Genomic DNA, 23,104 nt, shown 5'->3' with positions numbered 1-23,104 from the left:
CGGGGCTAGGTCCAGGTCAGGACGCGCTTGCGCCAGGCGTACAGGATGCCGAGGGCGATGAAGCCGAGGAAGACGAACATCTCCACGAGCGTGGTCATGCCGTAGCCGGGGGCGGCGAAGACCGTGGCCCAGGGGAACAGGAAGACGGCGTCGACCGCGAAGACCACGTAGAGGTAGGTGAAGACGTAGTAGCGGATCTGGGACTGGGCCCAGCCGTCGCCCACCGGGTCCACACCGCATTCGTAGGTGGTCAGTTTCTCCGCGGTCGGGCGGGTGGGGCGCAGGAGGCGGTTGGCCATGAGCGCGCCGGCCACGATGGCCACGCCGATGAGCAGCAGCGCGGCGACCAGAGCGTAGTTGCCGTAGTAGCCGTCCATGGGCTGATCGTAACCGCCGTCAGCGCACCCGGCGAGGGGCGGCGCGGCTGCGGAGGGCGGGGGCCACCGGGGCTCCGTTGAGGAAGCGGTCGATGCCGTCCTCCAGGGCCTTGCCGTACACGAGCAGGGCGGCGCGCGCGGCCTCGACGGTGAGTTCGATGTCGTCGGGCGTGTGCGCGGCGGAGACCACGAACGACTGGCACAGGACGCCGTGCCGCAGGAGTTCTTGCAGGAAGAGCGTGCGGAACGGCTGTGACGGCTGCCCGGCGGCGTCCTTGGTGGTGAAGATCAGGCAGGAGGGGCGGCCGACGACCGCGACGTGGTCGGCGACGCCGAGTTCGCGGGCGGCGGAGTTGACGCCGTCGGCCAGCGCGCGCCCGCGTTCCTCCATGACCGCCACGGGGTCGTGCTCGGTGTAGGCGCGGATGACCGCGCGCAGGGCGGTCAGCGACACCGTCTCCGCGCCGTGGGTGGACGACAGCAGGAAGACGCGGTCCCGGTCGGTGCGCAGGCCGCCGAGCTCCATGACCTCGCGGCGGCCGGTCAGCGCCGAGATGGGGAAGCCGTTGCCGATGGCCTTGCCCCAGCAGGCGAGGTCGGGGCGGACGCCGTAGAACTCCTGGGCGCCGGGGTAGGCCCAGCGGTACCCGGTGATCATCTCGTCGAAGACGAGGAGCGCGCCGCGTTCGGTGCACAGGGCGCGAACGCCTTCGAGGAAGCCGGGCTCCGGCTCGGCCAGGGCGGTGGCGGCCTCCATGATGACGCAGGCGATCTGCCCGGGGTGCCGGTCGAACAGCGCGCGCAGCGAGCCGACGTCGTTGTAGGCGAAGCGGAGGGTCTGCTTCCTGGTCGACTCGGGCACGCCGGCGTTCATCTCCAGCGCGCCGACGAACCAGTCCTCGGTGGCGAAGAACGGCTGCGCGCAGACGGCGACCAGGTCGCGGCCGGTGTAGGCGCGGGCCAGCCGGACGGCGCCGGAGGTGGCGTCGGAGCCGTTCTTGGCGAACTTCACCATGTCGGCGCCGGGCAGCGGGGCGAGGAAGTCCTCGGCGGCCCGCAGTTCGAGCTCGGTGGGGCGGCTGAAGCTCAGGCCCTGGTCGAGCACCTCGCGCACGGCGTCGAGCACCGGCCGGTACGCGTGCCCGAGCGTGACCGAGCGCAGGCCCATGCCGTACTCGACGAAACAGTTGCCGTCGGCGTCCCACACCCGCGCGCCCGATCCGCGCACGAGTACCGGCGCCATGCCCTCCGGATACTGGTCGTCGCCGCGCGCGTACGTGTGCGCACCACCCGGCACCAGGTCATGGAGCTTGCGCTGCAGAAGGGTTGACTGGATGAACCCCGTAGACGGTCCTAGATCCCGCACCCATCACATCGTAGGCACGCAACTCCTTTACGTACATACCCCGCTAAAGGCTCGACTCCAAGATTCCCAAGAGAAGGTAAAGCGCTAAAAGGGCCCCCATAGCCTGGCCCGCATGCACAAAATGCGATTCTTCGGAGGAATCGCGCTGATTGCCGCATTCGTCGCCGGTTGCGGCATGACCACCGCCTCCCCCGAGGGCGACCACAAGGTCCCCGCAGAGCCGACGAAGATCGATTTCGTGACCCCGTCGGCGGTCAACGGGCTCGTCACCAGGACCCTCGGCGAGGGGGACGGCGGCGGCCGGTACGTGCACATCACCTACCCCGAGATCAAGGGAGCCGACCCGCTCAACGACAAGGTCAGGCAGGAGGCGGAGCGCCAGCTGCGCGCCTTCCGCGAGTCCACCGTCAAGCACGGACCGGCCCCCCGGCCCGAGCTCAACGTGGACTGGCAACTGCCCGTCGCCTCCGACGCCGCCATCGCCGTACGGCTGCGCACCGGCGAGTTCTACGGCGCCAACTGGGGCAACGCCAACCGGACGATCTGGTACGACGGCCGGACCAAGCAGGCCTTCCCCTCCACCGGGCTGCTCGACGGCGAGGCGGCGCTGGGCGGGCTGGCGGAGAAGGTGAGCCGGCGGCTGGAGGCCCGCGGGTCGGGCGGGGTGGGGGCGAATCCCGAGCTGTTCGACTCGATGGCCTTCAACCGCGACGGGGATCTCGTGGTGGAGTTCGACGACTGCCAGGTCGGCGCCTGCTCCTTGGGGAGGGTGGCGGAAGCCGTACCGGCCGCCGAGGTGGAGCCGCTGCTGTCGGCGGCGGGACGGCGGGCCCGGGAGGCGGCCCGCGCGGCCGCGCCGCCGACGCCGGAGACCACGCCGAAGGTGACGCCCACGCACAGCCCGGAGGCGACCAGCAACCAGGCGGGCACGGTCGACTGCGCGAAGACGAAGTGCGTCGCGCTCACCTTCGACGACGGGCCGGGGCCGCACACGGCGATGCTGCTTGACACGTTGCGCGACGCGGGGGCGCGCGCGACGTTCTTCACGGTCGGCGTCAACGCCGCGGCCCGGCCCGACCTTCTGCGCCGGATGAGCGGCGAGGGACACCTGGTGGGCAGCCACAGCTGGGCGCACCGGGACCTGTCGAAGCTGTCGAGCAGCAAGATCGCCGACTCGCTGATCCGGACCCAGGACACGTTGACGGCCACGCTCGGTGAGCGGCCGACTCTGGTCCGGCCGCCGTACGGAGCGATCAGCAAGGATGTTGTGGCGGTTTCGAAAGAGCTGGGGATCTCGCTCGTCAACTGGGACGTCGACACCCGCGACTGGCGTGACAGGAAGGCGGGGGTCGTGGCCGAGCGGGCGGTCAAGGGCGCGCATCCTGGGGCGATCATCCTGATGCATGACATTCACCGCACGACCGTTGAGGCGGTTCCGGGCGTCCTCAAAAGACTCCGCGGGAAGGGTTACACCTTCGTCACCGTTCCAGAGTTGTACGGCTCTGCTGGGATGCAGGCCGGACGCCTGTACCCGTCGGGGGCCAGCGGTGCACGCAAGCAACCCCTGACGTAGCCTGAGCTTTGGGGGGACGTATAGTTGGCGCTCGTGACCCGAACCACCCTCTTCGCCCGCCTGCACGTCGATCTCGGCAGGCTCGCGTCCGGGCTGTGTCACCCTTAGTCGTTCTCCCCCGCCACCCCTAACTTTCAACGCGTTTACCCGCATTGTGCGGCGAGGAAACGTCTTGACCCTCCCGAGGATCTAGCATGGAAACAGAGACCGCGCCCGCTCCCGCGCAATGGCGCGTCGAGGAGGACTCGTGACCGAGCGTAGCGAGGGCACCCGCGAGCACACCGCGCCGACCAAGGAGGCGCCGTGACGAAGCAGGTTCAGCAACTCGACCGTGTGATCATCAGATTCGCCGGTGACTCCGGCGACGGCATGCAGCTCACCGGCGACCGCTTCACCGCGGGCACCGCGGAGTTCGGCAACGACCTGTCCACGTTGCCCAACTTCCCCGCCGAGATCCGCGCCCCCGCAGGAACGCTGCCGGGTGTGTCCAGCTTCCAGCTGCACTTCGCCGACCACGACATCCTCACGCCGGGGGACGCTCCGAACGTCCTGGTGGCGATGAACCCCGCCGCGCTCAAGGCCAACCTCGGCGATCTTCCCCGGGGCGCGGACATCATCGCCAACACCGACGAGTTCACCAAGCGCAACCTGCAGAAGGTCGGCTACGAGGGCAACCCCCTCGAGAACGACTCGCTGTCGGAGTGGCGGGTGCACGCGGTGCCGCTGACCTCCCTCACGGTCAAGGCCCTTGAGGGCTTCGACCTGTCGAAGAAGGACGCCGAGCGCTCGAAGAACATGTTCGCGCTCGGCCTGCTGTCGTGGCTCTACCACCGGCCGACCGAGCACACGATCACGTTCCTGGAGCAGAAGTTCGCGAAGAAGCCCGAGATCGCCAAGGCGAACATCGCGGCCTTCCAGGCGGGCTGGAACTTCGGCGAGACGACCGAGTCGTTCTCGGTCTCCTACGAGATCAAGCCGGCCAAGCTGGCGCCGGGCGTCTACCGCAACATCTCCGGCAACCAGGCTCTCGCCTACGGCCTCATCGCCGCGAGCGTGCAGGCCAAGCTGCCGCTGTTCCTCGGCTCCTACCCGATCACCCCGGCCAGCGACATCCTGCACGAGCTGTCCAAGCACAAGAAGTTCGGCGTGCGGACGTTCCAGGCCGAGGACGAGATCGCCGGTGTCGGCGCCGCCCTGGGCGCGGCCTTCGGCGGCGCGCTGGGCGTGACCACCACGTCGGGTCCCGGCGTCGTGCTCAAGGGCGAGACCGTCGGCCTCGCGGTCATGACCGAGCTGCCGCTGATCCTGGTGGACGTGCAGCGCGCGGGCCCCTCCACCGGCATGCCGACCAAGACCGAGCAGACCGACCTGCTGATGGCCATGTTCGGCCGCAACGGCGAGTCGCCGGTGCCGATCGTGGCGCCCAGTTCGCCGAGCGACTGCTTCGACGCGGCCATCGAGGCCGCGCGGATCGCGGTGAAGTACCGCACGCCGGTCTACCTGCTGTCCGACGGCTACCTGGCCAACGGCTCCGAGCCGTGGCGCCTGCCCGAGGTCTCCGACCTGCCCGACATCTCCACCGAGTTCGCGGTCAAGAACGGCGACGAGGAGTTCCTGCCCTACAAGCGCAACACCGAGACGCTCGCCCGCGCCTGGGCCATCCCCGGCACGCCGGGCCTGGAGCACCGCATCGGCGGCATCGAGAAGGCCGAGGGCAGCGGCAACATCTCCTACGACCCCAACAACCACGACCTCATGGTCCGGCTGCGCCAGGCCAAGATCGACGGGATCGACGTCCCCGATCTGGAGGTCGACGACGTCCACGACGGCACCAAGGTGCTGGTGCTGGGCTGGGGTTCGACGTACGGGCCCATCGCGGCGGCGGTGCGGCGGATCAGGAAGGCCGGCGGCAAGGTCGCCCAGGCTCACCTGCGCCACCTCAACCCGCTGCCCGCCAACGTCGGCGAGGTGCTCAAGAGCTACGACAAGGTGCTGCTGCCCGAGATCAACCTGGGACAGCTGGCCCTGCTCCTGCGCGCGAAGTTCCTGGTGGACATCATCAGCTACAACCGTGTGCGCGGGCTTCCGTTCAAGGCCGAGGAGCTGGCCGGAGTCATTCAGGACGTGATTGAGAAATGACTGAGCTGGTCAATGGCAAGGGGCTGAACCTCATCCCCAAGACCGACGTGAAGCAGACGCTCAAGGACTTCAAGTCCGACCAGGAGGTGCGCTGGTGCCCGGGTTGCGGTGACTACGCGATCCTGGCCGCGGTGCAGAGCTTCCTGCCCGAACTGGGGCTCAAGCGGGAGAACATCGTCTTCGTCTCCGGCATCGGCTGCTCCTCGCGGTTCCCGTACTACCTCAACACCTACGGCTTCCACTCGATCCACGGCCGCGCGCCGGCGATCGCGACGGGGCTGGCGGCCAGCCGCCCCGACCTGTCGGTGTGGGTGATCACGGGTGACGGCGACGCGCTGTCGATCGGCGGCAACCACCTCATCCACGCGCTGCGCCGCAACGTCAACCTGAACATCCTGCTGTTCAACAACAGGATCTACGGTCTGACCAAGGGCCAGTACTCGCCCACCTCCGAAGTCGGCAAGATCACCAAGTCGACGCCGATGGGCTCGCTGGACAAGCCGTTCAACCCGATCTCGCTGGCCATCGGCGCCGAGGCCTCGTTCGTGGCGCGCACGATCGACTCCGACCGCAAGCACCTGCAGTCGGTCCTGCGCGAGGCCACCGCGCACCGGGGCACGTCGCTGGTGGAGATCTACCAGAACTGCAACATCTTCAACGACAACGCCTTCGAGCCGCTCAAGGACCCCGAGGTCCGCGACGACATCACGCTGCGGATGGAGCACGACCAGCCGATCGTGAGCACCTCCAAGGCCGTGGTCAGGGCGGCCAACGGCGGCATCGAGGTGGTCGCGCGCGATTCGGTGAGCGAGGACCAGATCCTCGTCCACGACGCGCACAACCCGGACCCGTCGCTCGCGTTCGCGCTCAGCAGGCTCGACGAGCCGGCGTTCGAGCACGTGCCGATCGGCATCTTCCGGCAGGTGGACCGCCCGGCCTACGACGTGCTCATGGCCGAGCAACTGGAGCAGGCGGCCACCGGGAAGGGCCCGGGAGATCTCAGCGAGCTTCTGCTCGGCGGAGACACCTGGCGCATCGGCTGAGCCGAGCCGACAATGTCTCCGTAGCAGAACCTCTGTCGCGGAGACTCACTTGGCTGCCAAGAGCGTGCTGTCTGCCGTCTTGCTCTTGGCGGCCGCATTTCTCGGCTTACCGGCGGTGGCCATACCGCCGGCGGTAGCCGCGCACGTCTCCGTCGTGGAGTCCGAGCAAGCGCCCGTCGAACCCGACTGCGGCGGTCACCCCTGCCGCCTGACCAGGACTCCACGGCACGCCTGGCCCGCGCACTGCTCGCCCAGGCGCTCGTCCCCCGTCGCCACGGCCACCGCCGCCGCGCGGCCGCAACGGCAGCGCCGGGAGATCCGCAGGTACGTCCCGCGACGCCGCACGCGAAGCCACCGCCGCCTCACACGGGCGGGGCCCGACCCCGATCCCCACAATCCCGGCCACCCCCCGCCCAGTCCGAGGGGGCCGCCGCCCCTCCGTTCAGGCACGTTCCGACATGTCATGAAGGAGGGAAAAGAGAATGCCGCAATGGCAAGGAACTCGCGCGCTGGTCACCGGCGCCAGCGGGTTCATCGGATCGCATCTCGCGCGCAGGCTCGAACTGCTCGGCGCCGAGGTGCACGCGGTGAGCAGGCAGCCGCAACCGCAGGTAGGAGCCGAGATCTGGCACCGGTGCGACCTGCGCGAGGCGGCGCCCACCGCCGACCTCCTGGGCACGATCCGGCCCCGCCTGGTCTTCCACCTGGCCAGTGAGGTCACCGGGATCAGGGACGTCGGCATGGTCAGAGCCATGCTGGACGGCAACCTGGTCGCCGCGGTCAACCTGCTCACGGCCGCGGCGGGACAGCCCATGAAGCTGGTCTTCGCCGGGTCCATCGAGGAGATGCGCTCCGAGGAGAGCGCGCCGCACTCGCCGTACTCCGCGGCCAAGTCCGCGGCCACGGTATACGCACGGCTCTTCCACCATCTGTGGTCGGTGGACGTGTCCGTGCTGCGCATCGCGATGGTGTACGGCCCCGGCCAGCGGGACATCGCCAAGCTGGTGCCGTACGTGACCACGGAGCTGCTCAACGGGCGCTCGGCCCGGATCGGCAGCGGCTCCCGGCTGGTCGACTGGATCTACATCGACGACGTGATCGAGGCGTTCGTCGCGGCGGCGGAGAGTGAGAAGGCCGCCGGTGGCATGTACGACGTGGGCAGCGGGGTGGGCGTGTCCATCAGGGACACGATCGAGCTGCTCCATCGTCTGGCCGCCAGCCCGATCACGCCCCAGTACGGCGCGCTGCCCGACCGGCAGCTCGACCGCGCCCATATCGCCGACGTCGGCCCCGCCGGGTCGACGCTCGGCTGGCAGCCCAGAACCTCACTCGTCGACGGGCTGAAGAACACGATCGCCTGGTACGCCGACCAGCAGAGAAAGTCCTGATCAAGGGAGGTGGCAGACCGGCGACCCCGGCCTGCCACCGCTCAAACGGTCTCCGGCGCCAGACGCCGGACCGACGGCAGCTGGCTGAGCTGAAGGACGCTGTAGCCGAACAGCAGCACGCCCAAGGGGAGATGCAGGGTCACCGCCTGCGCGATGCCCAGCGCGATCTGCGCCAGGACGAGAACGAAGAACCCGGCCGAGTACAGGACGGGCCGGCCAGCGCCGCCGCCCCGCCGCCAGACCAGGATCACCGCGATCAGGTGCACCAGTCCCGCGGCGAACACCGAGTACGCCGAGGCGCTGTGCAACACCCGTCCACTGGGAGCGGTCAGCAGCAGCCCGGCGGTGATGGAAGTAAGGAAGAGGGCCACGGCTTGCAGGATGATCGCGACACGCAGGAACACGGGTGACTCCTCGACGGCCAGGACGGCGCTGGATGGATCTGTCATGAGTACGACGCCGTAGCCCGCCGGAACGTGAGGCCTCACATTCCCCGCGGCTGTGTCGTCGGATCTCCGAGACAACGCCGATCATAGGGAGAAGCCCCATGTCCGCATCCATTGAGTCGCGCCTGCCCGACCCCATGCAGTTCTTTCCCGAGGTGGGGACGATCGCCGGCGCCATGACCAAGGCCACCCACAACGGCGCGATCCCGGCCATCACCATCATCCTGATCCAGCTGCGCGCCGGGCAGATCGCCGGCAGCACATACCACACCGTCCGGCAGACCGAACTGCTGCGCAAGGCCGGGGAGACGGAGGAGCGCATCGCCGCCCTGCCGTCCTGGCGGGACGCCCCCTACTTCACCGACGCCGAACGGGCCGCGCTGGAATTGGTGGAGGCGGTCCTCACCCCGAACCCGTCCGGGGAGCGCGTCCCCGACGAGCTGTACGCCAGGGCGGCGGCCCTCTACGACGAGAAGGCGCTCTGGACACTCATTCTCACGATCGGCCAGATCTGCTTCTTCATCCCGGTCGCCCTCATCGCCAAGCCGATCCCCGGCCGGCCGCTCGGAAAGAACTACAGCAAGGTGGCCGAAGGTGGCCTACCTGGGTAGAAGGCTGGCGCGGTGGCAGCCCGTAGGCGAAGATGACGCGGTGGGATCTCCCTTGCGGAATTTATTCGTCGACGGTCCTAATTCCGTCGCGGCAAAGGCGCGGGCGCGCCGCTGGCGTTGGGTGGCCGAAAGCTTTCCCGACCTGGGACAGATGAACGTCATCGACCTCGGCGGCACCGCCACCGCCTGGATGCGCGCCCCGATCAAACCGGCCAGCGTCCACGTCATCAACCTGGCGCACGATGACCAGGAGCTGCCGAGCTGGCTCAGGACGGAAGTGGGCGACGCCTGTGACCTGCCCAAACGCATTCTGGGCGACGACTATGACCTGGTCTTCTCCAACGCGGTGATCGAGCACGTGGGCGGCTACGCCAGGCGGCAGGCGTTCGCCGACGCGGTGCACTCGCTCGCCGGGCGGTTCTGGGTCCAGACGCCCTACAGATACTTTCCGGTCGAGCCGCATGTGCTTTTTCCTTTCTACCAATTCCTGCCGCTGAACGTCCGGGCCCGGATCAACCGGCGCTGGCCGCTGGTGCACACCAAGTCCCCCGACTGGTCGGCGGCGCTCCAGGACGCGCTGGAAATCGAGCTGATCGGCCGCGCGGAAATGGCGCTGCTTTTCCCCACCGCGCGGATGAGGGCCGAAAGGGTGGCGGGGCTCACCAAATCGCTGATCGCGATCAAGGCGTGACGGTCTCGATCGGGCTGGCCGGCGCCGGGCCGTGGGCGCGGGCGTTTCACGCGCCGACGTTCGCCGCGGGTCCCGAGACACGGCTGGCGGGTGTCTGGTCGCGCGATCCCGGCAACGCGGCACGGGTCGGCGTGCCGGTGTCCGACACGTTCGACGAGCTTTTGGAACGTTGCGACGCCGTGGTGTTCGCCGTGCCGCCGGACGTGCAGGCGGCTCTGGCGGTCCGGGCGGCGCGGGCGGGCCGGGCCGTACTGCTGGAAAAGCCGCTCGCGCTCGACGTCGCCGCGGCGGAGCGGGTGGCGGCGGAGGTCGGGCGGGCGGGCGTCCCGAGCATGCTGACGCTCACCAACCGCTTCCGTCCCGGCGTGCGCGCGTTCCTGCGCGCGTGCGCCGAGACCAGCCTGTACGGCGGGCGGGCCTGCCAGCTCACCAACGAGTTCCGCGACGGCACGTTCGCCCACAGCCCGTGGCGGAGCAGGGGCGGCGTCCTCTACAACACCGGCCCGCACGGCCTCGACCTCCTCGACGCCGCCCTCGGCACGATCAAGGAGGTCAGCTCGGCCGGATCGGCCGTGCACATGCTGACCTGCCTGCACGAGGGCGGCGCTGTCAGCCAGCTGACGCTGTCGGGCCAGGTGCCCGGCGTCGGCAAGCGCACGGTCTACGAGATGTACGGCCCGCACGGCGAGCTTCGCCTCGACCTGGCCGACCTGGCCGGCGACTCCGAGCCGACCAGGGCGGCGCTGCGCGCGGAGTTCGCCGCGGCGGTGCGCGAGTGGCGTCCCCATGAGATCGACGTGAACAGGGGCCTGCACCTGCAAAAACTGCTGGCCGCGGTGTAACGGGGTCATCCACCGCCCGATTACCTAAAGCTGACCTGGGAGGGGCATGTGGGGGATTCGGTCGTCAACCTGACCGTGCACGGCATCGGCGAAACCCGCCGGACGCTCGATCCGGGCGAGGATCTGACCTGGGTGAGCGTGGAACGGTTCGAGCAGGTCATGGACGCGGTGGTGAACCGGCCCGACGTGCGGATCACCTTCGACGACGGCAACGCCTCCGACCTGGAGATCGCGCTGCCGAGGCTGCTGGAGCGGGGACTGCAGGCGGAGTTCTTCGTGCTGGCCGGCGAGCTCGGCAAGCCGGGCCGCCTGGACGAGGACGGGGTGCGGACGCTGGTGGCCTCCGGGATGCGGGTGGGCTCGCACGGCTGGGCGCACCGCGACTGGCGGCGCGTCTCGGCGCGCGAGGCCGAACAGGAGCTGGCCCAGGCACACACGGTGCTGAGCGAGGTGTCCGGGCGCCGGGTGTCACGGGTGGCGATCCCGTTCGGCTCCTACGACCGACGCGTGCTGGCCAGGCTCAGGCGGGCGGGAGTGAGCCGGGCGTACACCAGCGACGGCGGGCGGGCCAGGCCCGGCGGCTGGCTGCAGGCGCGTACCAGCCTCAAGCACGATCTGGACAGCGCGTGGATCGAGCGGGTCCTGCACTCCGGGACGTCGCTGCGCGATCTGGGCGCCCGCCTCTACAAAAGGACACGCGGATGAAGCGGGTCGCGGTGGTGATCGTCACCTACAACAGCGCCGACGTGATCGACGGCTGCCTGCGCTCGATCGTCGCGGGTTCGGAGGGCGTGAAGCTCATCGACGTGGTGGTGGCCGACAACGCCTCCAAGGACGACAGCGTGGCGCTGGCGAAGGCGGGCGGGGCGCGGGTGGTGGAGGTGGGCTCGAACGCGGGGTACGCGGCGGGCTTCAACGCCGCCGTGGCCGCGCTCGACCTGGGGGAACTGGACGCCGTCTACCTGATCAACCCGGACTGCCGGCTGCGGCAGGGATCCATCCTGCCGCTGGCGGAGGCGGCCTGGCGGGGGATCGCGGCGCCGTACATGGTGAATCCGGACGGCTCGCTGCAGCCGTCGCTGCGGCGGATGCCGTCGATCGGCCGGGCCGCGGTGGAGGCGGCCATCGGCGGGATCCGGGCGGGCCGGCTCGGCAGGCTGGGCGAGCTGGTGACGCACCCGAGTGAGTACGCCGAAGCGCGCGAGGTCGCCTGGGCGACCGGCGCGGCGCTGTGCATGTCGGCGCGGATGCTGGCCGAGCTCGGGCCGTGGGAGGAGTCGTTCCTGCTCTACAGCGAGGAGACCGAGTACTGCCTGCGCGCCGCCGACCACGGCTGGGCCACCTGGTACGAGCCGGCGTCGGTGATCGAGCACATCGGCGGCGACTCGGCGGTGAACCCGTCGCTGGCGGCGCTGCTGATGATCAACAAGGTGACGTTGTTCCGGCGCCGGCGCGGCCCTCTGGCCGGGGGCCTGTACTTCCTGATCGTGCTGCTCGGCGAGGCGGCGCGGGCGCTGACCGGGCGCAGGACCTCGCGCGAGTGCGTGGCCTGGCTGCTGCGGCCCGCGCGGCGCTGGAAGAGCCTGCCGCAATGAGGCTGCTGCCCTTCCACGAGCTCACGCTGGAGCAGCTCGACACCTGGCACGGGCTGCGCGCGGCCAATCCGGCGCTGGACAGTCCCTTCTTCCATCCGCGCTTCGCCGGGGCGGTGCACGCGAGCGGCCGGGCCGTGCACGTGGCCGTGGGCGAGGACGCGATGCTGGCCTGCCATCTGATCGGCTCGACGCTGCGTCCTGCCGGGTGGCCGGGGGCGGACTTCCAGGGGCCGCTGCTGGCGCCGGGGACCGCCTTCGAGCCGCTGCGGCTGCTCGGCAAGGGGGTGACCGGGTTCGAGTTCGACCACCTGGTGGAGGGGGTGGCGGGGTTCGACCGGTGGACGGTCACCCGGCGGGCCTCGCCGTACGTGGAGGTGGAGGGCGGGCTCGACGGCTACCTCGCCCGCGCGTCGAAGGCGGGCAAGGACAACATGGGGCAGGCGCGCAGGCGCGCCGCCAAGGCCGGGCGCGAGCTGGGGCCGGTGCGCTTCGCCGCCGACAGCCTGGACGAGGACGCGCTGGCGCGGGTGATCGAGCTGAAGCGGGACCAGTACCGGGCGACGGGCGCGCGCGACTACTTCGCCGAACCCGGCCGTACGGACCTGCTCAAGCTGCTCCTGCACACCCGCGAGCCGGACTTCTCGGGCATCCTGTCGACCCTGCACGCCGGTCCGCACCTGCTGGCCGCTCACTTCGGGATCAGGTCGGGCGGGGTGCTGCACTGGTGGTTCCCGGTCTACGACCCCGGCCACGCCAAGCTGGCGCCCGGCTGGATCCTGCTGCGTGAGCTGGTGCTGGCCGCGCCGTCCCTGGGCGTGGAGCGCATCGACCTCGGGCGCGGCGACGACGAGTACAAGCGCCGCGCCAAGACGGGCGAGACGACCGTGGGTCAAGGTCTGGTCACCCGCAATCCGGTACGGCGGGCCGCCCGCACCGCGCTGGAGCGGGCCAGGCCCACGCTGAGCCGGATGAAGCGCCGCCTGACATGACCACCTAGCGCAGCCGCCGCTCCAGCGGCCGTTCGACATACCGGTAGAGCGCCCACGAGGCGGCGAGCGCGAGCGCGAGCATGCCCGCGACCGCCAGCAGCACGACGGGAACCGCCCGGTCGCCCCCGACCAGCCGCCCCGCCACCCTGATCACCGGCTGATGGACGAGGTAGAAGGCGAAGGAGATCTCCCCCAGCCACACCATGGGCCGCGAGGCCAGGAACGAGACCCGCTCCCCCAGGTTGTCGCTGGTCGCCGCCGCCGCGATCAGCAGCGCGAACGGCCCCGCCGTCCAGGCCACCCATCCCCAGCGCTCCCACACGAACGGCACCGTGGCATAGGCCGCCAGCGCGATCACCGCCGCGACCGGCAGGCCGGGCCCCCGCCAGCGCCCGGAGGCGACCAGCAACGCCAGCGTGATGCCCAGCGCGAACTCCAGCGCCCGCGTGACCGGGAAGATCCAGACGAACCAGTAGGCGATCTCGTCACCCATCGGCTGGGACAGCAGCGGCACCGCCCAGATGCCCGCGAGCATCCCGCCCGCCACCCAGCCCAGCCGATGCGCGGGCACCCGTCGCAGCAACGGCAGCAGCACCGGGAAGGCCGCGTAGAACGCGAGCTCGCACGACAGCGACCAGGCAGGCGTGTTGCCGCCGAAGTAGAAGGCCTCGACCGGCACCCAGCTCTGCAGCAGCGCCAGCCCGCTCAGCGCGGGACCGGCGGAGACGGCGACGCCGGAGACGGCCAGCAACGCCAGTACGGCGAGCCAGGTCAAGACGTGGTTGGGCAGGACACGCGCGGCCCTGCGCCGCCAGAAGACTCCGGCGGAGGTGCCGGGCCGCGCCGACCAGGTCAGCACCATCCCGGACAGGATGAAGAAGAAGGGGACACCGGCGGCGCCCGCGGAGAACAGGGCGGACAGCACCGCCTTCAACGCCGGGTCGCTGGTCAGCCCGGCCGCGTGGATATGGAAACCGAAGACCGCGAAGGCGGCGATCCACCGTAACCCGGTCAGTGAATCCAGCCTCTTGCGAGTTACTACGAGCTCGCTCATCACCCGTAAATATCACGACCTGCTGCCTCTCGTAACGTTCCAAGCGCAGGTATCGATATCCGAGACGTGGGCGGGGGGATGCGCTGCCCTTGCTTGTCTGGAGGGCAGATGAGGATCAGCGTCTTCGGCCTCGGATACGTCGGCTGCGTCTCGGCCGCGTGTCTCGCTTCGATGGGCCACGAGGTCGTCGGAGTGGACGTCAATCCGGAAAAGGCCGAGCTCATCTCCCGCGGGCTCGCGCCCGTGGTGGAGGAGCGGATCGGCGAGCTCACGCGGGAGGTGGTGCAGGATGGCAGGCTGCGTGCCACCACCGACGCGGTCGCGGCCGTGGCGGCCAGCGACCTCTCGCTGATCTGCGTGGGAACGCCGTCGGCGGCGAACGGAAGCCTGTCGACGGCCTTCCTGGAGCGGGTGGCCGAGCAGATCGGGCGGGCGATCGACGGGACGCGCAGGCACACCGTCGTCTTCCGCAGCACCATGCTTCCGGGCACCTGCGCGGACCTGCTCATCCCGATCCTGGAGCGCGCCTCGGGCCTGAAGGCGGGGACGCATTTCGGGGTGGCGGTGAATCCGGAGTTCCTGCGCGAGGGCACCAGCGTGCGTGACTTCTTCGACCCGCCGAAAACGGTGATCGGGGAATCCGATCGCGAGACGGGCGATCTGGTCGCCGCGTTATACCGGGATTTACCGGGTGAGGTATTCCGCGTCCCGATTCCCGTCGCCGAGATGACGAAATATGCCGACAACGCGTTCCATGCGGTGAAAATTGGTTTCGCCAATGAGATCGGCGCCGTCTCCCAGGCCCTCGGCATCGACTCCCACCGCGTCATGGACATCTTCCTGGCCGACAGGAAGCTCAACGTCTCCCCCGCTTACCTGCGCCCCGGCTTCGCCTTCGGCGGCTCCTGCCTGCCCAAGGACCTGCGCGGCCTGGTCTACGCCGCGCGCCGGGCCGACGTCTCCGTACCGCTGCTGTCCCACGTGCTGCCCGCCAACGAGGCGCACCTGCAGCGCGCACTCGACCTGGTCATCGGCGCCGACCGGCGCAAGGTCGGGCTGTTCGGGCTGTCGTTCAAGCCCGGCACCGACGACCTGCGGGAGAGCCCGCTCGTCGAGATGGCCGAACGCCTGCTCGGCAAGGGCTACGACCTGCGCATCTACGACGCGAACGTCACCCTGTCGCGGCTGATGGGCGCCAACCGCGCCTACGTCGAGCAGCGCCTGCCGCACCTGGCCGACCTGCTCACCGACTCCGCGCAGGAGGTGCTCGACCACGCCGAGGTGTGCGTGGTCGGCTGCAAGGACCAGGCCGTGCTCGACGTGCTCACGCGCGCCGGGGACCGCCCGGTCATCGACCTCGTCCGCCTGCCCGACGCCGAGCAGCGGCGGGCTGAACCTGGATATGTGGGCCTTGGCTGGTAGGAAAGCGCTGATCCTTGTCGAGAACCTCTCCGTGCCGATGGACCGGCGCGTCTGGCAGGAGAGCACGACGCTGCGCGACGCGGGCTGGGAGGTGCACGTCATCTGCCCGCAGGGCGCCAAGCAGGACACCGAGCCGTACGCCGTCATCGACGGCATCACCATCCACCGCTACCCGCTGACCGCCGCGACCGGCGGCCCCAAGGGCTACCTCAAGGAGTACGGCACCGCCCTGTGGCACACGTTCCGCCTGTCCAGGCGTGTGGGCCCGGTCCACGTCGTCCACGGCTGCAACCCGCCCGACTTCTTCTTCCTCGTCGCCCTCCTGGCCAAGCTGCGCTGGCGCAGCCGTTACGTCTTCGACCAGCACGACCTCATCCCCGAGCTGTACGAGTCCCGCTTCACCCGCGGCCGCGACCTGCTCTACCGGGCGGTCTGCGCCCTGGAGAGGGCCACCTACCGGGTCGCCGACGTCGTCATCGCCACCAACGAGTCCTACCGGCAGGTGGCGCTCACCCGCGGCGGCAAGCGGCCCGAGGACGTCTTCGTCGTCCGCAGCGCCCCTGTCGTCGAGCGCTTCCACCAGGTGCCGCCCGAGCCCGAGCTCAAGAAGGGCCGCCCCCATCTGCTGTGCTACCTGGGCGTCATGGGGCCGCAGGACGGCGTCGACTACGCGTTACGCGCGCTGGCCAAGCTCCGCGACGAGCTGGGCCGTGACGACTGGCACGCGGTCTTCGTCGGCGGCGGCGACACGTTCGAGGCCATGGTCGAGCTGTCGAGGACGCTCGGGCTGGAGGACGTCGTCGAGTTCACCGGCCGCATCCCCGACGCGGACCTGCTGCGCTATCTGTCCACGGCGGATGTCTGCCTGGCGCCCGACCCGCTCAACCCGCTCAACGACGTCTCCACGATGAACAAGATCATGGAGTACATGGCGATGGCCCGGCCGATCGTCTCCTTCGACCTGCGCGAGGCCAGGGTCTCGGCGGGCGAGGCGGCCCGGTACGCGCCGCCCAACGACGAGTCGGAGTTCGCCAAGCTGATCGCGCTGCTGCTGGACGACCCGGACGAGCGCCGCAAGATGGGCGAGATCGGGCAGGCCCGGGTGTCGGGGCCGCTGTCCTGGGCGAACTCGCGCACCGCGCTGCTGGCCGCCTACGAGGCCGCCGTCGCCTCATCATGAGCTCAGCGGCTGCTGGCGTCGGTGCCCCAGTCGGCGGGGCGGCCGCGCCGTACCCGGGTCAGGAGACGGTCGGCGAGGAGGACGGCGAGGTAGCAGCCGGCGTCGAGCACGCTCACCCGGCCGGCGCGCAGCAGCGCGCCCAGATCGCCCAGCCGCAGCGGCACCGCGTTGACCGGCCGGCCGAGCTCGGCCAGCTGCCGGTTGCCCAGCCGCACCCGCACGCGGCGGCGCAGGTGCGCGCGGACCGAGCGCGCGGGACGCACCACCGAGCTCGCGCCGTCCACGACCACGCGCTCGTGCGGCGCGAAGCTCGCGTGCACCCAGCCGTCGTCGGACAGCACGTCGGGCAGCGGGAAGACGCGCGCGTGCCCCTCCTTGCCCAGCGCGTAGACGCCGACGCCGGCCAGCGCGCGGTGCGGCGCCACGAGCGCGTCGTGCACGCGGTGCACCCGCCCGGCCACCCACGTGGCGCCCTCCAGGTCCCAGACGGGCCTGGGCGCGGCGGCCAGGACACCCGGCCGGGCCAGCGCGGCCGCGAGCGCGCGGGCGGAGTCCGCGTCGAGCCCGACGTCGGCGTCGGCGTAGATCCGCGGGAAGGCGCCGCAGGCGGCGTCTCCCATCCGCAGCGCGTTGGCCTTGCCCGCGACCGGCGTCTCCAGCACCCGCACGCCGGGGCGCGCGGCGGCCGATACGGTGGCGTCGGCGCAGGCGTTGGCCACCACGATCACCTCGAACTCGCCCGGAGCCGCGCCGCCGAGCAGCCGGTCGAGTCCGGCCGCGATGACCGCTTCCTCGTTGTGCGCGGGGATGACGATGCTGGCGACGGGATTCACCTGTCGTTCCCTTCGGAAGGCCGACCATGAGAGTAGAGCGGACCGCCCTGGACGGGGTCCTGCTGTTCGTTCCGACCCCGCACCGTGACGATCGGGGCCTGTTCACGCGGACGTTCGACGCGGTGCTCGCGGCCGAGCACGGCATCGACCCGGCCGCGTTCGTCCAGGACAGCCAGTCGCGCTCGCGCCAGGGCACGATTCGCGGAATGCACGGGCGAGCCGGGCGCGGTGAGGCCAAACTGGTGAGATGTGCGCGAGGGGCGGTCCGTGACATGCTCGTCGACATCCGGCCGGGTTCGCCGACGTTCGGCCGGAGCCAGGCGGTCACGCTCGACGACGAGAGCTTCGTGACCCTCTACGTGCCCGCTGGATTCCTGCACGGATTCCAGGCCCTGACCGAGCAGACCGACGTCTGCTACCGCATCGACCGCGAGCACGACCCGTCCGAGGACCTCTCGGTCCGCTACGACGACCCGGACCTCAAGATCGACTGGCCGCTGCCCGCCGCGGCGGTCAGCGCGCGTGACCTCGCCGCCGGTTCGTGGGCGCGGCTGCTCGACCGCCTGACCTGAAGGAGTGGCTGCGATGCGACGGTTGTTCAAGGGCCTGCCCGTGCTCGCCGCGCTGGTGACGACGGCGGCGTGCACGGCCGCGGGCGGCCAGGCGCCGTCGAGCGGGGCCCTGACCCCGCGGGGCGGGCCGACCGTCACGGTCACGGTGACCGCCTCGGCGAACCCGTCGCCGAGCGCCTCCCCGCTGACCAGCACCGGCAAACCGCAGCCGACGCCCAAGGCCACGAGCAGGCCGACCGCGCTGGGTCCGCGCCAGGTCGTCGCGCCCGACGGCCGCGCCTGCCCCGACCACCCGACGGCCGCCTGCACCGGCGTGCCGCCCGGCACCAAGCTCACCGAGGCGGTGCTCAACGACAGCGGCCAGGCCCACCGCGTCGACGTGGCCGGGCGGCGGCTCGACCGCGTGCACATCAAGGGCGACCTGGTCGTCCTGGCCGACGACGTGGTGATCACCAACAGCGTGATCGACGGCCGCATACTCAACGAGAAGGACAGGAAGCTCAAGCGCTTCACGATCAGCGACAGCACGGTCGGCCCCGAGCAGGGCTGCGACAGCCTGCCCGGCATCGGGGACGGCGAGTTCACCGCGGTCCGCGTGCACGTGCGCAACCACGGCGACGGCATCCGCTTCTCCGGCGACAACATCGTCGTCCAGGACTCCTTCATCGACCTGTGCTCCAACCCGAAGGACCACTCCGACGGCATCCAGGGCTATTACGCCAGAAGCAACCTGGTCTTCGACCACAACACCATCGACCAGCGCGACGTCACCGACCACAACGCGCCGATCTTCATCCCGCGCACGCAGAACCCCGACGTGGAGAACGTCGTGATGACCAACAACCTGCTGATGGGCGGCACGTTCAGCATCCAACTCTGGGACATCGGCGGGTACGTGATCTTCCGCAACAACCTGCTCGTCGACAACACCTGGGACTACAAACCGGCGGAGGTCGAGTGCGCCACCGTCGACTGGCGCGACAACAAGCTCGTGACCATCGACGACGCCTACCGGGTGACCGGGGTGGTCGGGCCGCTGGCCTGCATGGGCTGAGCCTCCTGCCTGGCCACGCGCAGCAGCGCGCCGCACGCGCCGATGAGCAGGAACATGAGCCCAGTCACGGTGGCGAAGGCGAGCAGGTCGAAGGTGGCCGAGGCCACGATCGGGGCCAGCATGACGCCGCCCAGCGTCAGCCCGAGATCGCGCACGTGCGGGTCCTTGCTGAGCCTTCTGGCCCAGAGCCCGGCCACGATGCCCAGCGCCATCATGATGACGTAGACGGCGGTGCCTATCAGGCCCAGGTCGATCGCGGTCTGCATGTACTGGTTGTCGAACACCTGATATTTCGGGAAATACCAGCTGCCGGTGCCGCGCCCCAGCCACAGGTGCCGCTCGATCTCGGCGATGGCGATGCCGTAGTCGTGCGTGCGGTACTGCACGCTGGAGTCGGTGAAGAAGTTGACGAACAGGTCGAGGAACGTGCCCAGCAGCCCCGGCACCGCCACCTTCATCACCGCCAGGAAGCCGGCGAGCACGGCCAGCGCCCGCAGCCGCCGCTTCCACGTCCATCCGCACACCAGCACCGCGCCGATCGCCACCAGGCTCAGCACCGCCGAACGCGAGACCGAGAACATCAGCCCGGCCCCGATCATCGCCGTACACGCCCACCAGCGCAGGAACGGCCGGCCCAGCGCCTTGGCCCGCAGCGCGTAGTGCGCGGCGATCGGCAGCAGCATCGCGCTGATCACGCCGAACTCGATCGGGTGCGCGGTGGTGGCGGCGACCCTGCGCACCGAGCCGCGCTCGAAGACGTAGAGGTCCTCCCAGCTCAGCCGGAGACCGGGCAGCACCAGGTAGCGCGTGATGTCGAAGCCGGTCACGAACTGGATCGCGCCGATGACGCCGATGATCGCGCCACCGGCCACCGCCGCCTTCAGCACGAGGTTCAGCCGCTCGATCCCGCGTACGCCGTCGCAGACCAGCAGCCCGATGCCCAGGTTGGCCAGCAGCAGGAAGAGGTTCTGGTCGGCCAGGTTCAGCTCGTCGGACGGCAGCCAGTGGTAGGTGCCGTAGCCGTAGCTGACCAGGTTCGCGGTGAAGAACAGGAACAGGCCTGAACGCGCCATGTTGCGGCCCTTGGCCGCCCCGAGCGTGGTGGTCAGCTGGGTGATCAGCCACAGCACCAGCCCGATCATGCCGACGATCGCCGCCGGCGTGACCGACAGCGGCAGCCCGCGCACGATGAGCGCGGCCGGCGTCGTCAGCAGGATCACGATGTAGATGCAGGCGATCGTGGCCCCGTCGGCGCGCGGGCCGGCGAACATCCCGTCGAGGTCGGCCACCTGCACCGGCCGGTGCCCGTTGAGGCTGGGCAGCCCGGCGGGCCGGAAGTCGATGGCCATGGTCAGGGCACCCGCTCGGGCAGGACCACCTCGGGCAGGCCCGCGTCCTTGGCCCCCCGCCTGCGCCGGGCCAGCGCGAAGCTCTCCGCGGCGTAGGCGGAGGTCAGCGCGGCCATGCCGCCGAGCGCCAGCGCCACGACCATGGCCCGCGACTTGCGGGCCAGCCGGGGCTCCGGCGCGGTGGGCGCCACGACGTCGGTGACCACGATGTAGGTCGTGGCCGGGGCCGCGACCTGCACCTCCCGCTCGCGCAGCTCCACCCGCGCGCGGGCGCTGACCCGCTGCACGAGCTCACGCGACAGGTCCGGCGACGGGCTCTCCACCTCGATGTACACCAGCGGCCCGTTGGCCATCGCCTCCAGGTTGCTGCTGCCGTTGTTGACGCTCAGCTCGACCGCGCCACCGGGGGGCGCGCCCAGTTCGGTGGCCACGTCGGGCGAGTTGAGCGCGGCGATGAGAATCGAGGCCGTGGCGGTCAGCCCGCGCTCGGTGACGATCAGCGGGTTGAGCTCCGGATTGGGCTCCCTGGGGTTGTACGGCAGCACCCCGCCGTTCTTGGGCAGGGTCAGGGCGATCACGGCGTTCGACGCGTATTGCACCGGGACCGTGCGGTAGACCGCGAGCGAGGCGAAGATCGCCAGCGCGAACGCGGGCAGCACCACATACCAGCGCCGGAACAGCACGCCGATCGTGCTCCAGAAGTCCATGGCGCTCCCGTCAGCCGCCGCGCTCGGTGGCCACGGCGTCCTCGGGCTCGCTGTCGTCCTCCGGCTCTTCCGCCTTGGCCTTGCCGTTGCCGTTGGAGGTCTCCTCGGCGACCACGGCGGGGAAGGAGTCGGTCGGCATGTCGTCCTCGTCGGCGGCGGGCTCCGGGCGTTTGCCCGGAATCTGCGCGTGGACCACCAGTTCCTTCTCCGGTACGGCCGGCGCCCGCGCCACCCGCCTCCGGGCACGGCGGCGCTCCAGCCCGTACACGATGCTGATCCCGAGGAACATCGCGATCACGAAGCCCATCGCGGCGCCCATGAACTTGTCCATGGAGTCCGACTCGGGCGGCGTGGGCGGCACGATGTCCATGAGCACCACGTACGTGGCCGTCGGCGCGCCCAGCTCCCGTTGCCGGCCGTCGAGCTCGCGGATCAGCCGCTCCCGCGCCTTGGCCACGACGTCCGCCGACGCCTTGGCCGAGGTGCTGGTGGCCTCCACATAGAGGAACGGTCCGTCCATGCCGATGAGCCGGGGACTGGTGCTGCCGTCGTTGACGACCAGTTCGGTGGGCCCGTCCTTGGGCGCGCCCAGCTCGACCCGCGTCTCCTCGACGCTCAGCGCGAGCACCAGCGTGGCGACGGCGGTGCTGAGCCCCTCGGTCTGGATGAGCAGCGGGTTGCCGCCGCCGCCCGGGTTGACCGCGTTGCGGTTGACGATGCCGCCGTTGACCGGCGGGGACACCATCATGATGGTGCTCGACATGTAGCGGACCGGGATGACGGCGAAGGTCGCCGCCGCGACGCCTACGGCGGCCAAGGCGACTGGGATCCCAATGCGCTTCTGCAGGAGGAGGCGCAGGAGCGCCTTCCAGAAATTCACGTGCCGGTCTCCCCCTCAGTGCCCGGGACGCAGGCCCCCAACACGATTTCATCGTTCCAATGGGGCTTGTCGTTACATAGCACGCGCGGCTTCCGGTATCCGCTCAAGGTCGCTCGCCCGCATGAAGTCGCCCAGCGTGGTGCCGCTGCACGCGGCGTCCACGTTCGGCGCACCCCTTCCGGCCAGCACGTCGTCCAGATTCACGGTCCGGAAGTCGACGCTGAACCTGGTGCGCCCGGAGGTGTTGGGCACGGTCGAGTGCAGTTGCGCGCCGGAGAACATCAGGATCCCGCCGGGCTCGGGCACGATCCTGATCTCGGGCTGCAGGTCGAGCGGTTCCTCCGGCTTGGGCTGCTCGCGGGTGTCGGAGTGGATGTGGCGCGCGGCCGTGGGCCGCCCGACGCGGTTCCACTCGCCATAGTCGTAACGGGCGCTGCCGTTGGCCACGGGCCGGTCGAAGTAGCGCGGATGGAAGGCCATGACGTTCTCCGGCACCACCTCGAACACCGGGATCCACCAGTTGACCTGGCTGAAGGGCGCCGAATACCAGCAGTCGCGGTGGGCGTGGTAGGCGTAGGAGATGCCCGAGTCGAGGTAGCGGTCGGAGGTGGACGTCCGTAATCGGGGGACGTCGTAGTAGGTGCGCTCCAGGTTCATGCCCATCTCCTCGAAGATCTTGGGCAGGATCTCCTTGCACCGCGGGTGGTGGATGAACCGCGGCTTCAGGTCCGACAGCAGTCCGGCGAACTCTTCTACGGGCATCTCGAACTGCGCCGTCTCCGGGTTCCTGCCCGCGAAGGCCTCCTCGATCAGCTCCCGCGCGAACGTGATCAGCTCGGTCGAGGCCGCCGTGGCCGGAAAGGTGAAGATCTCCCCCTTGAAGATGAGATCCCGGCGAGCGTCGTCGTCAAAGGTGCTGCTGGAGAAGACTGACGTCATGGGTTGAACTTTCTCGTGCTCCCCGCCCCAATTAATTGCTTTATATCTCGGCAA

At 70.1% G+C, this 23,104-nt stretch carries 25 protein-coding genes; 15 read left to right on the top strand and 10 right to left on the bottom strand.

Going from position 1 to position 23,104, the window contains the following annotated elements:
* Window positions 1-5 precede the first annotated feature (5 nt).
* Entirely contained in the window at window positions 6-377 is a 372-nt protein-coding gene (locus ACIBI5_RS17310; RefSeq protein WP_379615344.1) for an NADH-quinone oxidoreductase subunit A, read from the bottom strand.
* Between the two features lie 19 nt (window positions 378-396).
* Window positions 397-1,743, bottom strand: coding sequence for a glutamate-1-semialdehyde 2,1-aminomutase (locus tag ACIBI5_RS17305; protein WP_397247799.1), 1,347 nt, complete (start codon window positions 1,741-1,743; stop codon window positions 397-399).
* Window positions 1,744-1,855: 112 nt separating this feature from the next.
* On the opposite strand from ACIBI5_RS17305, the gene ACIBI5_RS17300 reads away from it, so the two are divergent.
* The 4 genes from ACIBI5_RS17300 (at window position 1,856) to ACIBI5_RS17285 (ending at window position 6,498) form a co-directional block, all read left to right on the top strand.
* Window positions 1,856-3,316, top strand: a complete 1,461-nt coding sequence (locus ACIBI5_RS17300) for a polysaccharide deacetylase family protein (protein ID WP_397247797.1) — start codon at window positions 1,856-1,858, stop codon at window positions 3,314-3,316.
* 33 nt (window positions 3,317-3,349) lie between these two features.
* The gene (locus ACIBI5_RS17295) at window positions 3,350-3,424 is read left to right on the top strand and encodes a putative leader peptide (RefSeq protein ID WP_376773454.1); all 75 of its coding nucleotides are present in this window, start codon (window positions 3,350-3,352) and stop codon (window positions 3,422-3,424) included.
* 195 nt (window positions 3,425-3,619) lie between these two features.
* Window positions 3,620-5,455 carry a 2-oxoacid:acceptor oxidoreductase subunit alpha gene (locus ACIBI5_RS17290; RefSeq protein WP_397247795.1) on the top strand — a complete coding sequence of 612 codons (1,836 nt, stop codon included), beginning with the start codon at window positions 3,620-3,622 and terminating at the stop codon, window positions 5,453-5,455.
* Window positions 5,452-6,498, top strand: a complete 1,047-nt coding sequence (locus tag ACIBI5_RS17285; protein WP_397247793.1) for a 2-oxoacid:ferredoxin oxidoreductase subunit beta — start codon at window positions 5,452-5,454, stop codon at window positions 6,496-6,498. The genes ACIBI5_RS17290 and ACIBI5_RS17285 overlap by 4 nt, the downstream gene beginning before the upstream one ends.
* Window positions 6,499-6,693: 195 nt before the next feature.
* Here the strand turns inward: ACIBI5_RS17285 and ACIBI5_RS17280 are convergent, their stop codons facing one another.
* A complete protein-coding gene (locus ACIBI5_RS17280; protein ID WP_397247791.1) occupies window positions 6,694-6,843 on the bottom strand; it encodes a hypothetical protein in 150 nt (49 codons plus the stop codon).
* Between the two features lie 137 nt (window positions 6,844-6,980).
* On the opposite strand from ACIBI5_RS17280, the gene ACIBI5_RS17275 reads away from it, so the two are divergent.
* On the top strand, window positions 6,981-7,886 hold the full coding sequence (locus ACIBI5_RS17275) for an NAD-dependent epimerase/dehydratase family protein (protein WP_397247789.1): 906 nt from the start codon (window positions 6,981-6,983) through the stop codon (window positions 7,884-7,886).
* Window positions 7,887-7,927: 41 nt separating this feature from the next.
* Here ACIBI5_RS17275 and ACIBI5_RS17270 read toward each other — a convergent pair whose 3' ends face one another.
* Window positions 7,928-8,335: a hypothetical protein gene (locus ACIBI5_RS17270; protein ID WP_397247787.1), complete on the bottom strand. Its 408-nt coding sequence runs from the start codon at window positions 8,333-8,335 to the stop codon at window positions 7,928-7,930.
* Window positions 8,336-8,433: 98 nt separating this feature from the next.
* On the opposite strand from ACIBI5_RS17270, the gene ACIBI5_RS17265 reads away from it, so the two are divergent.
* From ACIBI5_RS17265 to ACIBI5_RS17240, 6 genes are read left to right on the top strand one after another with little or no spacing between them, the layout of a single operon-like run.
* A complete protein-coding gene (locus ACIBI5_RS17265) occupies window positions 8,434-8,943 on the top strand; it encodes a carboxymuconolactone decarboxylase family protein (protein WP_397247785.1) in 510 nt (169 codons plus the stop codon).
* Entirely contained in the window at window positions 8,927-9,634 is a 708-nt protein-coding gene (locus ACIBI5_RS17260) for a hypothetical protein (protein ID WP_397247783.1), read from the top strand. The genes ACIBI5_RS17265 and ACIBI5_RS17260 overlap by 17 nt, the downstream gene beginning before the upstream one ends.
* Window positions 9,631-10,476 carry a Gfo/Idh/MocA family protein gene (locus tag ACIBI5_RS17255; protein WP_397247781.1) on the top strand — a complete coding sequence of 282 codons (846 nt, stop codon included), beginning with the start codon at window positions 9,631-9,633 and terminating at the stop codon, window positions 10,474-10,476. The genes ACIBI5_RS17260 and ACIBI5_RS17255 overlap by 4 nt, the downstream gene beginning before the upstream one ends.
* A 48-nt stretch (window positions 10,477-10,524) precedes the next feature.
* Window positions 10,525-11,181, top strand: coding sequence for a polysaccharide deacetylase family protein (locus ACIBI5_RS17250; RefSeq protein WP_397247779.1), 657 nt, complete (start codon window positions 10,525-10,527; stop codon window positions 11,179-11,181).
* Window positions 11,178-12,071: a glycosyltransferase family 2 protein gene (locus ACIBI5_RS17245; protein ID WP_397247776.1), complete on the top strand. Its 894-nt coding sequence runs from the start codon at window positions 11,178-11,180 to the stop codon at window positions 12,069-12,071. The genes ACIBI5_RS17250 and ACIBI5_RS17245 overlap by 4 nt, the downstream gene beginning before the upstream one ends.
* Window positions 12,068-13,060 (top strand): GNAT family N-acetyltransferase, encoded by a 993-nt coding sequence (locus tag ACIBI5_RS17240; protein WP_397247774.1) that lies wholly within the window; start codon window positions 12,068-12,070, stop codon window positions 13,058-13,060. Before ACIBI5_RS17245 ends, ACIBI5_RS17240 begins: the two co-directional genes overlap by 4 nt.
* A gap of 4 nt (window positions 13,061-13,064) precedes the next feature.
* On the opposite strand, the gene ACIBI5_RS17235 is transcribed toward ACIBI5_RS17240, so the two are convergent.
* Window positions 13,065-14,114 (bottom strand): acyltransferase family protein, encoded by a 1,050-nt coding sequence (locus ACIBI5_RS17235; protein WP_397247772.1) that lies wholly within the window; start codon window positions 14,112-14,114, stop codon window positions 13,065-13,067.
* A gap of 108 nt (window positions 14,115-14,222) precedes the next feature.
* On the opposite strand from ACIBI5_RS17235, the gene ACIBI5_RS17230 reads away from it, so the two are divergent.
* Complete coding sequence (locus ACIBI5_RS17230; RefSeq protein WP_397247770.1) at window positions 14,223-15,536, top strand: nucleotide sugar dehydrogenase; 1,314 nt, start codon at window positions 14,223-14,225, stop codon at window positions 15,534-15,536.
* The gene (locus ACIBI5_RS17225) at window positions 15,526-16,716 is read left to right on the top strand and encodes a glycosyltransferase family 4 protein (RefSeq protein WP_397247768.1); all 1,191 of its coding nucleotides are present in this window, start codon (window positions 15,526-15,528) and stop codon (window positions 16,714-16,716) included. Before ACIBI5_RS17230 ends, ACIBI5_RS17225 begins: the two co-directional genes overlap by 11 nt.
* 2 nt (window positions 16,717-16,718) lie before the next feature.
* On the opposite strand, the gene ACIBI5_RS17220 is transcribed toward ACIBI5_RS17225, so the two are convergent.
* Entirely contained in the window at window positions 16,719-17,549 is an 831-nt protein-coding gene (locus tag ACIBI5_RS17220; protein ID WP_397247766.1) for a glycosyltransferase, read from the bottom strand.
* Between the two features lie 26 nt (window positions 17,550-17,575).
* Between ACIBI5_RS17220 and ACIBI5_RS17215 the strand changes: the two genes are divergently transcribed.
* Together ACIBI5_RS17215 and ACIBI5_RS17210 are read left to right on the top strand one after the other, a co-directional pair.
* Entirely contained in the window at window positions 17,576-18,121 is a 546-nt protein-coding gene (locus ACIBI5_RS17215) for a dTDP-4-dehydrorhamnose 3,5-epimerase family protein (RefSeq protein WP_397247764.1), read from the top strand.
* Between the two features lie 13 nt (window positions 18,122-18,134).
* Entirely contained in the window at window positions 18,135-19,175 is a 1,041-nt protein-coding gene (locus ACIBI5_RS17210) for a hypothetical protein (protein WP_397247762.1), read from the top strand.
* Here ACIBI5_RS17210 and ACIBI5_RS17205 read toward each other — a convergent pair.
* From ACIBI5_RS17205 to ACIBI5_RS17190, 4 genes are all read right to left on the bottom strand, one after another.
* Entirely contained in the window at window positions 19,130-20,524 is a 1,395-nt protein-coding gene (locus ACIBI5_RS17205) for an O-antigen ligase family protein (protein ID WP_397247760.1), read from the bottom strand. The two genes, ACIBI5_RS17210 and ACIBI5_RS17205, sit on opposite strands and share 46 nt — an antisense overlap.
* A 2-nt stretch (window positions 20,525-20,526) precedes the next feature.
* The gene (locus ACIBI5_RS17200) at window positions 20,527-21,231 is read right to left on the bottom strand and encodes a hypothetical protein (RefSeq protein ID WP_397247758.1); all 705 of its coding nucleotides are present in this window, start codon (window positions 21,229-21,231) and stop codon (window positions 20,527-20,529) included.
* Window positions 21,232-21,241: 10 nt separating this feature from the next.
* Entirely contained in the window at window positions 21,242-22,111 is an 870-nt protein-coding gene (locus ACIBI5_RS17195; protein ID WP_397247756.1) for a hypothetical protein, read from the bottom strand.
* A gap of 72 nt (window positions 22,112-22,183) precedes the next feature.
* Window positions 22,184-23,050 carry a hypothetical protein gene (locus tag ACIBI5_RS17190; RefSeq protein ID WP_397247754.1) on the bottom strand — a complete coding sequence of 289 codons (867 nt, stop codon included), beginning with the start codon at window positions 23,048-23,050 and terminating at the stop codon, window positions 22,184-22,186.
* Window positions 23,051-23,104 lie beyond the last annotated feature (54 nt).

The sequence above is a fragment of the Nonomuraea sp. NPDC050540 genome, assembly GCF_044457485.1.
GTDB lineage: Bacteria > Actinomycetota > Actinomycetes > Streptosporangiales > Streptosporangiaceae > Nonomuraea.
This window is presented reverse-complemented; position numbering and strand designations above follow the sequence as displayed.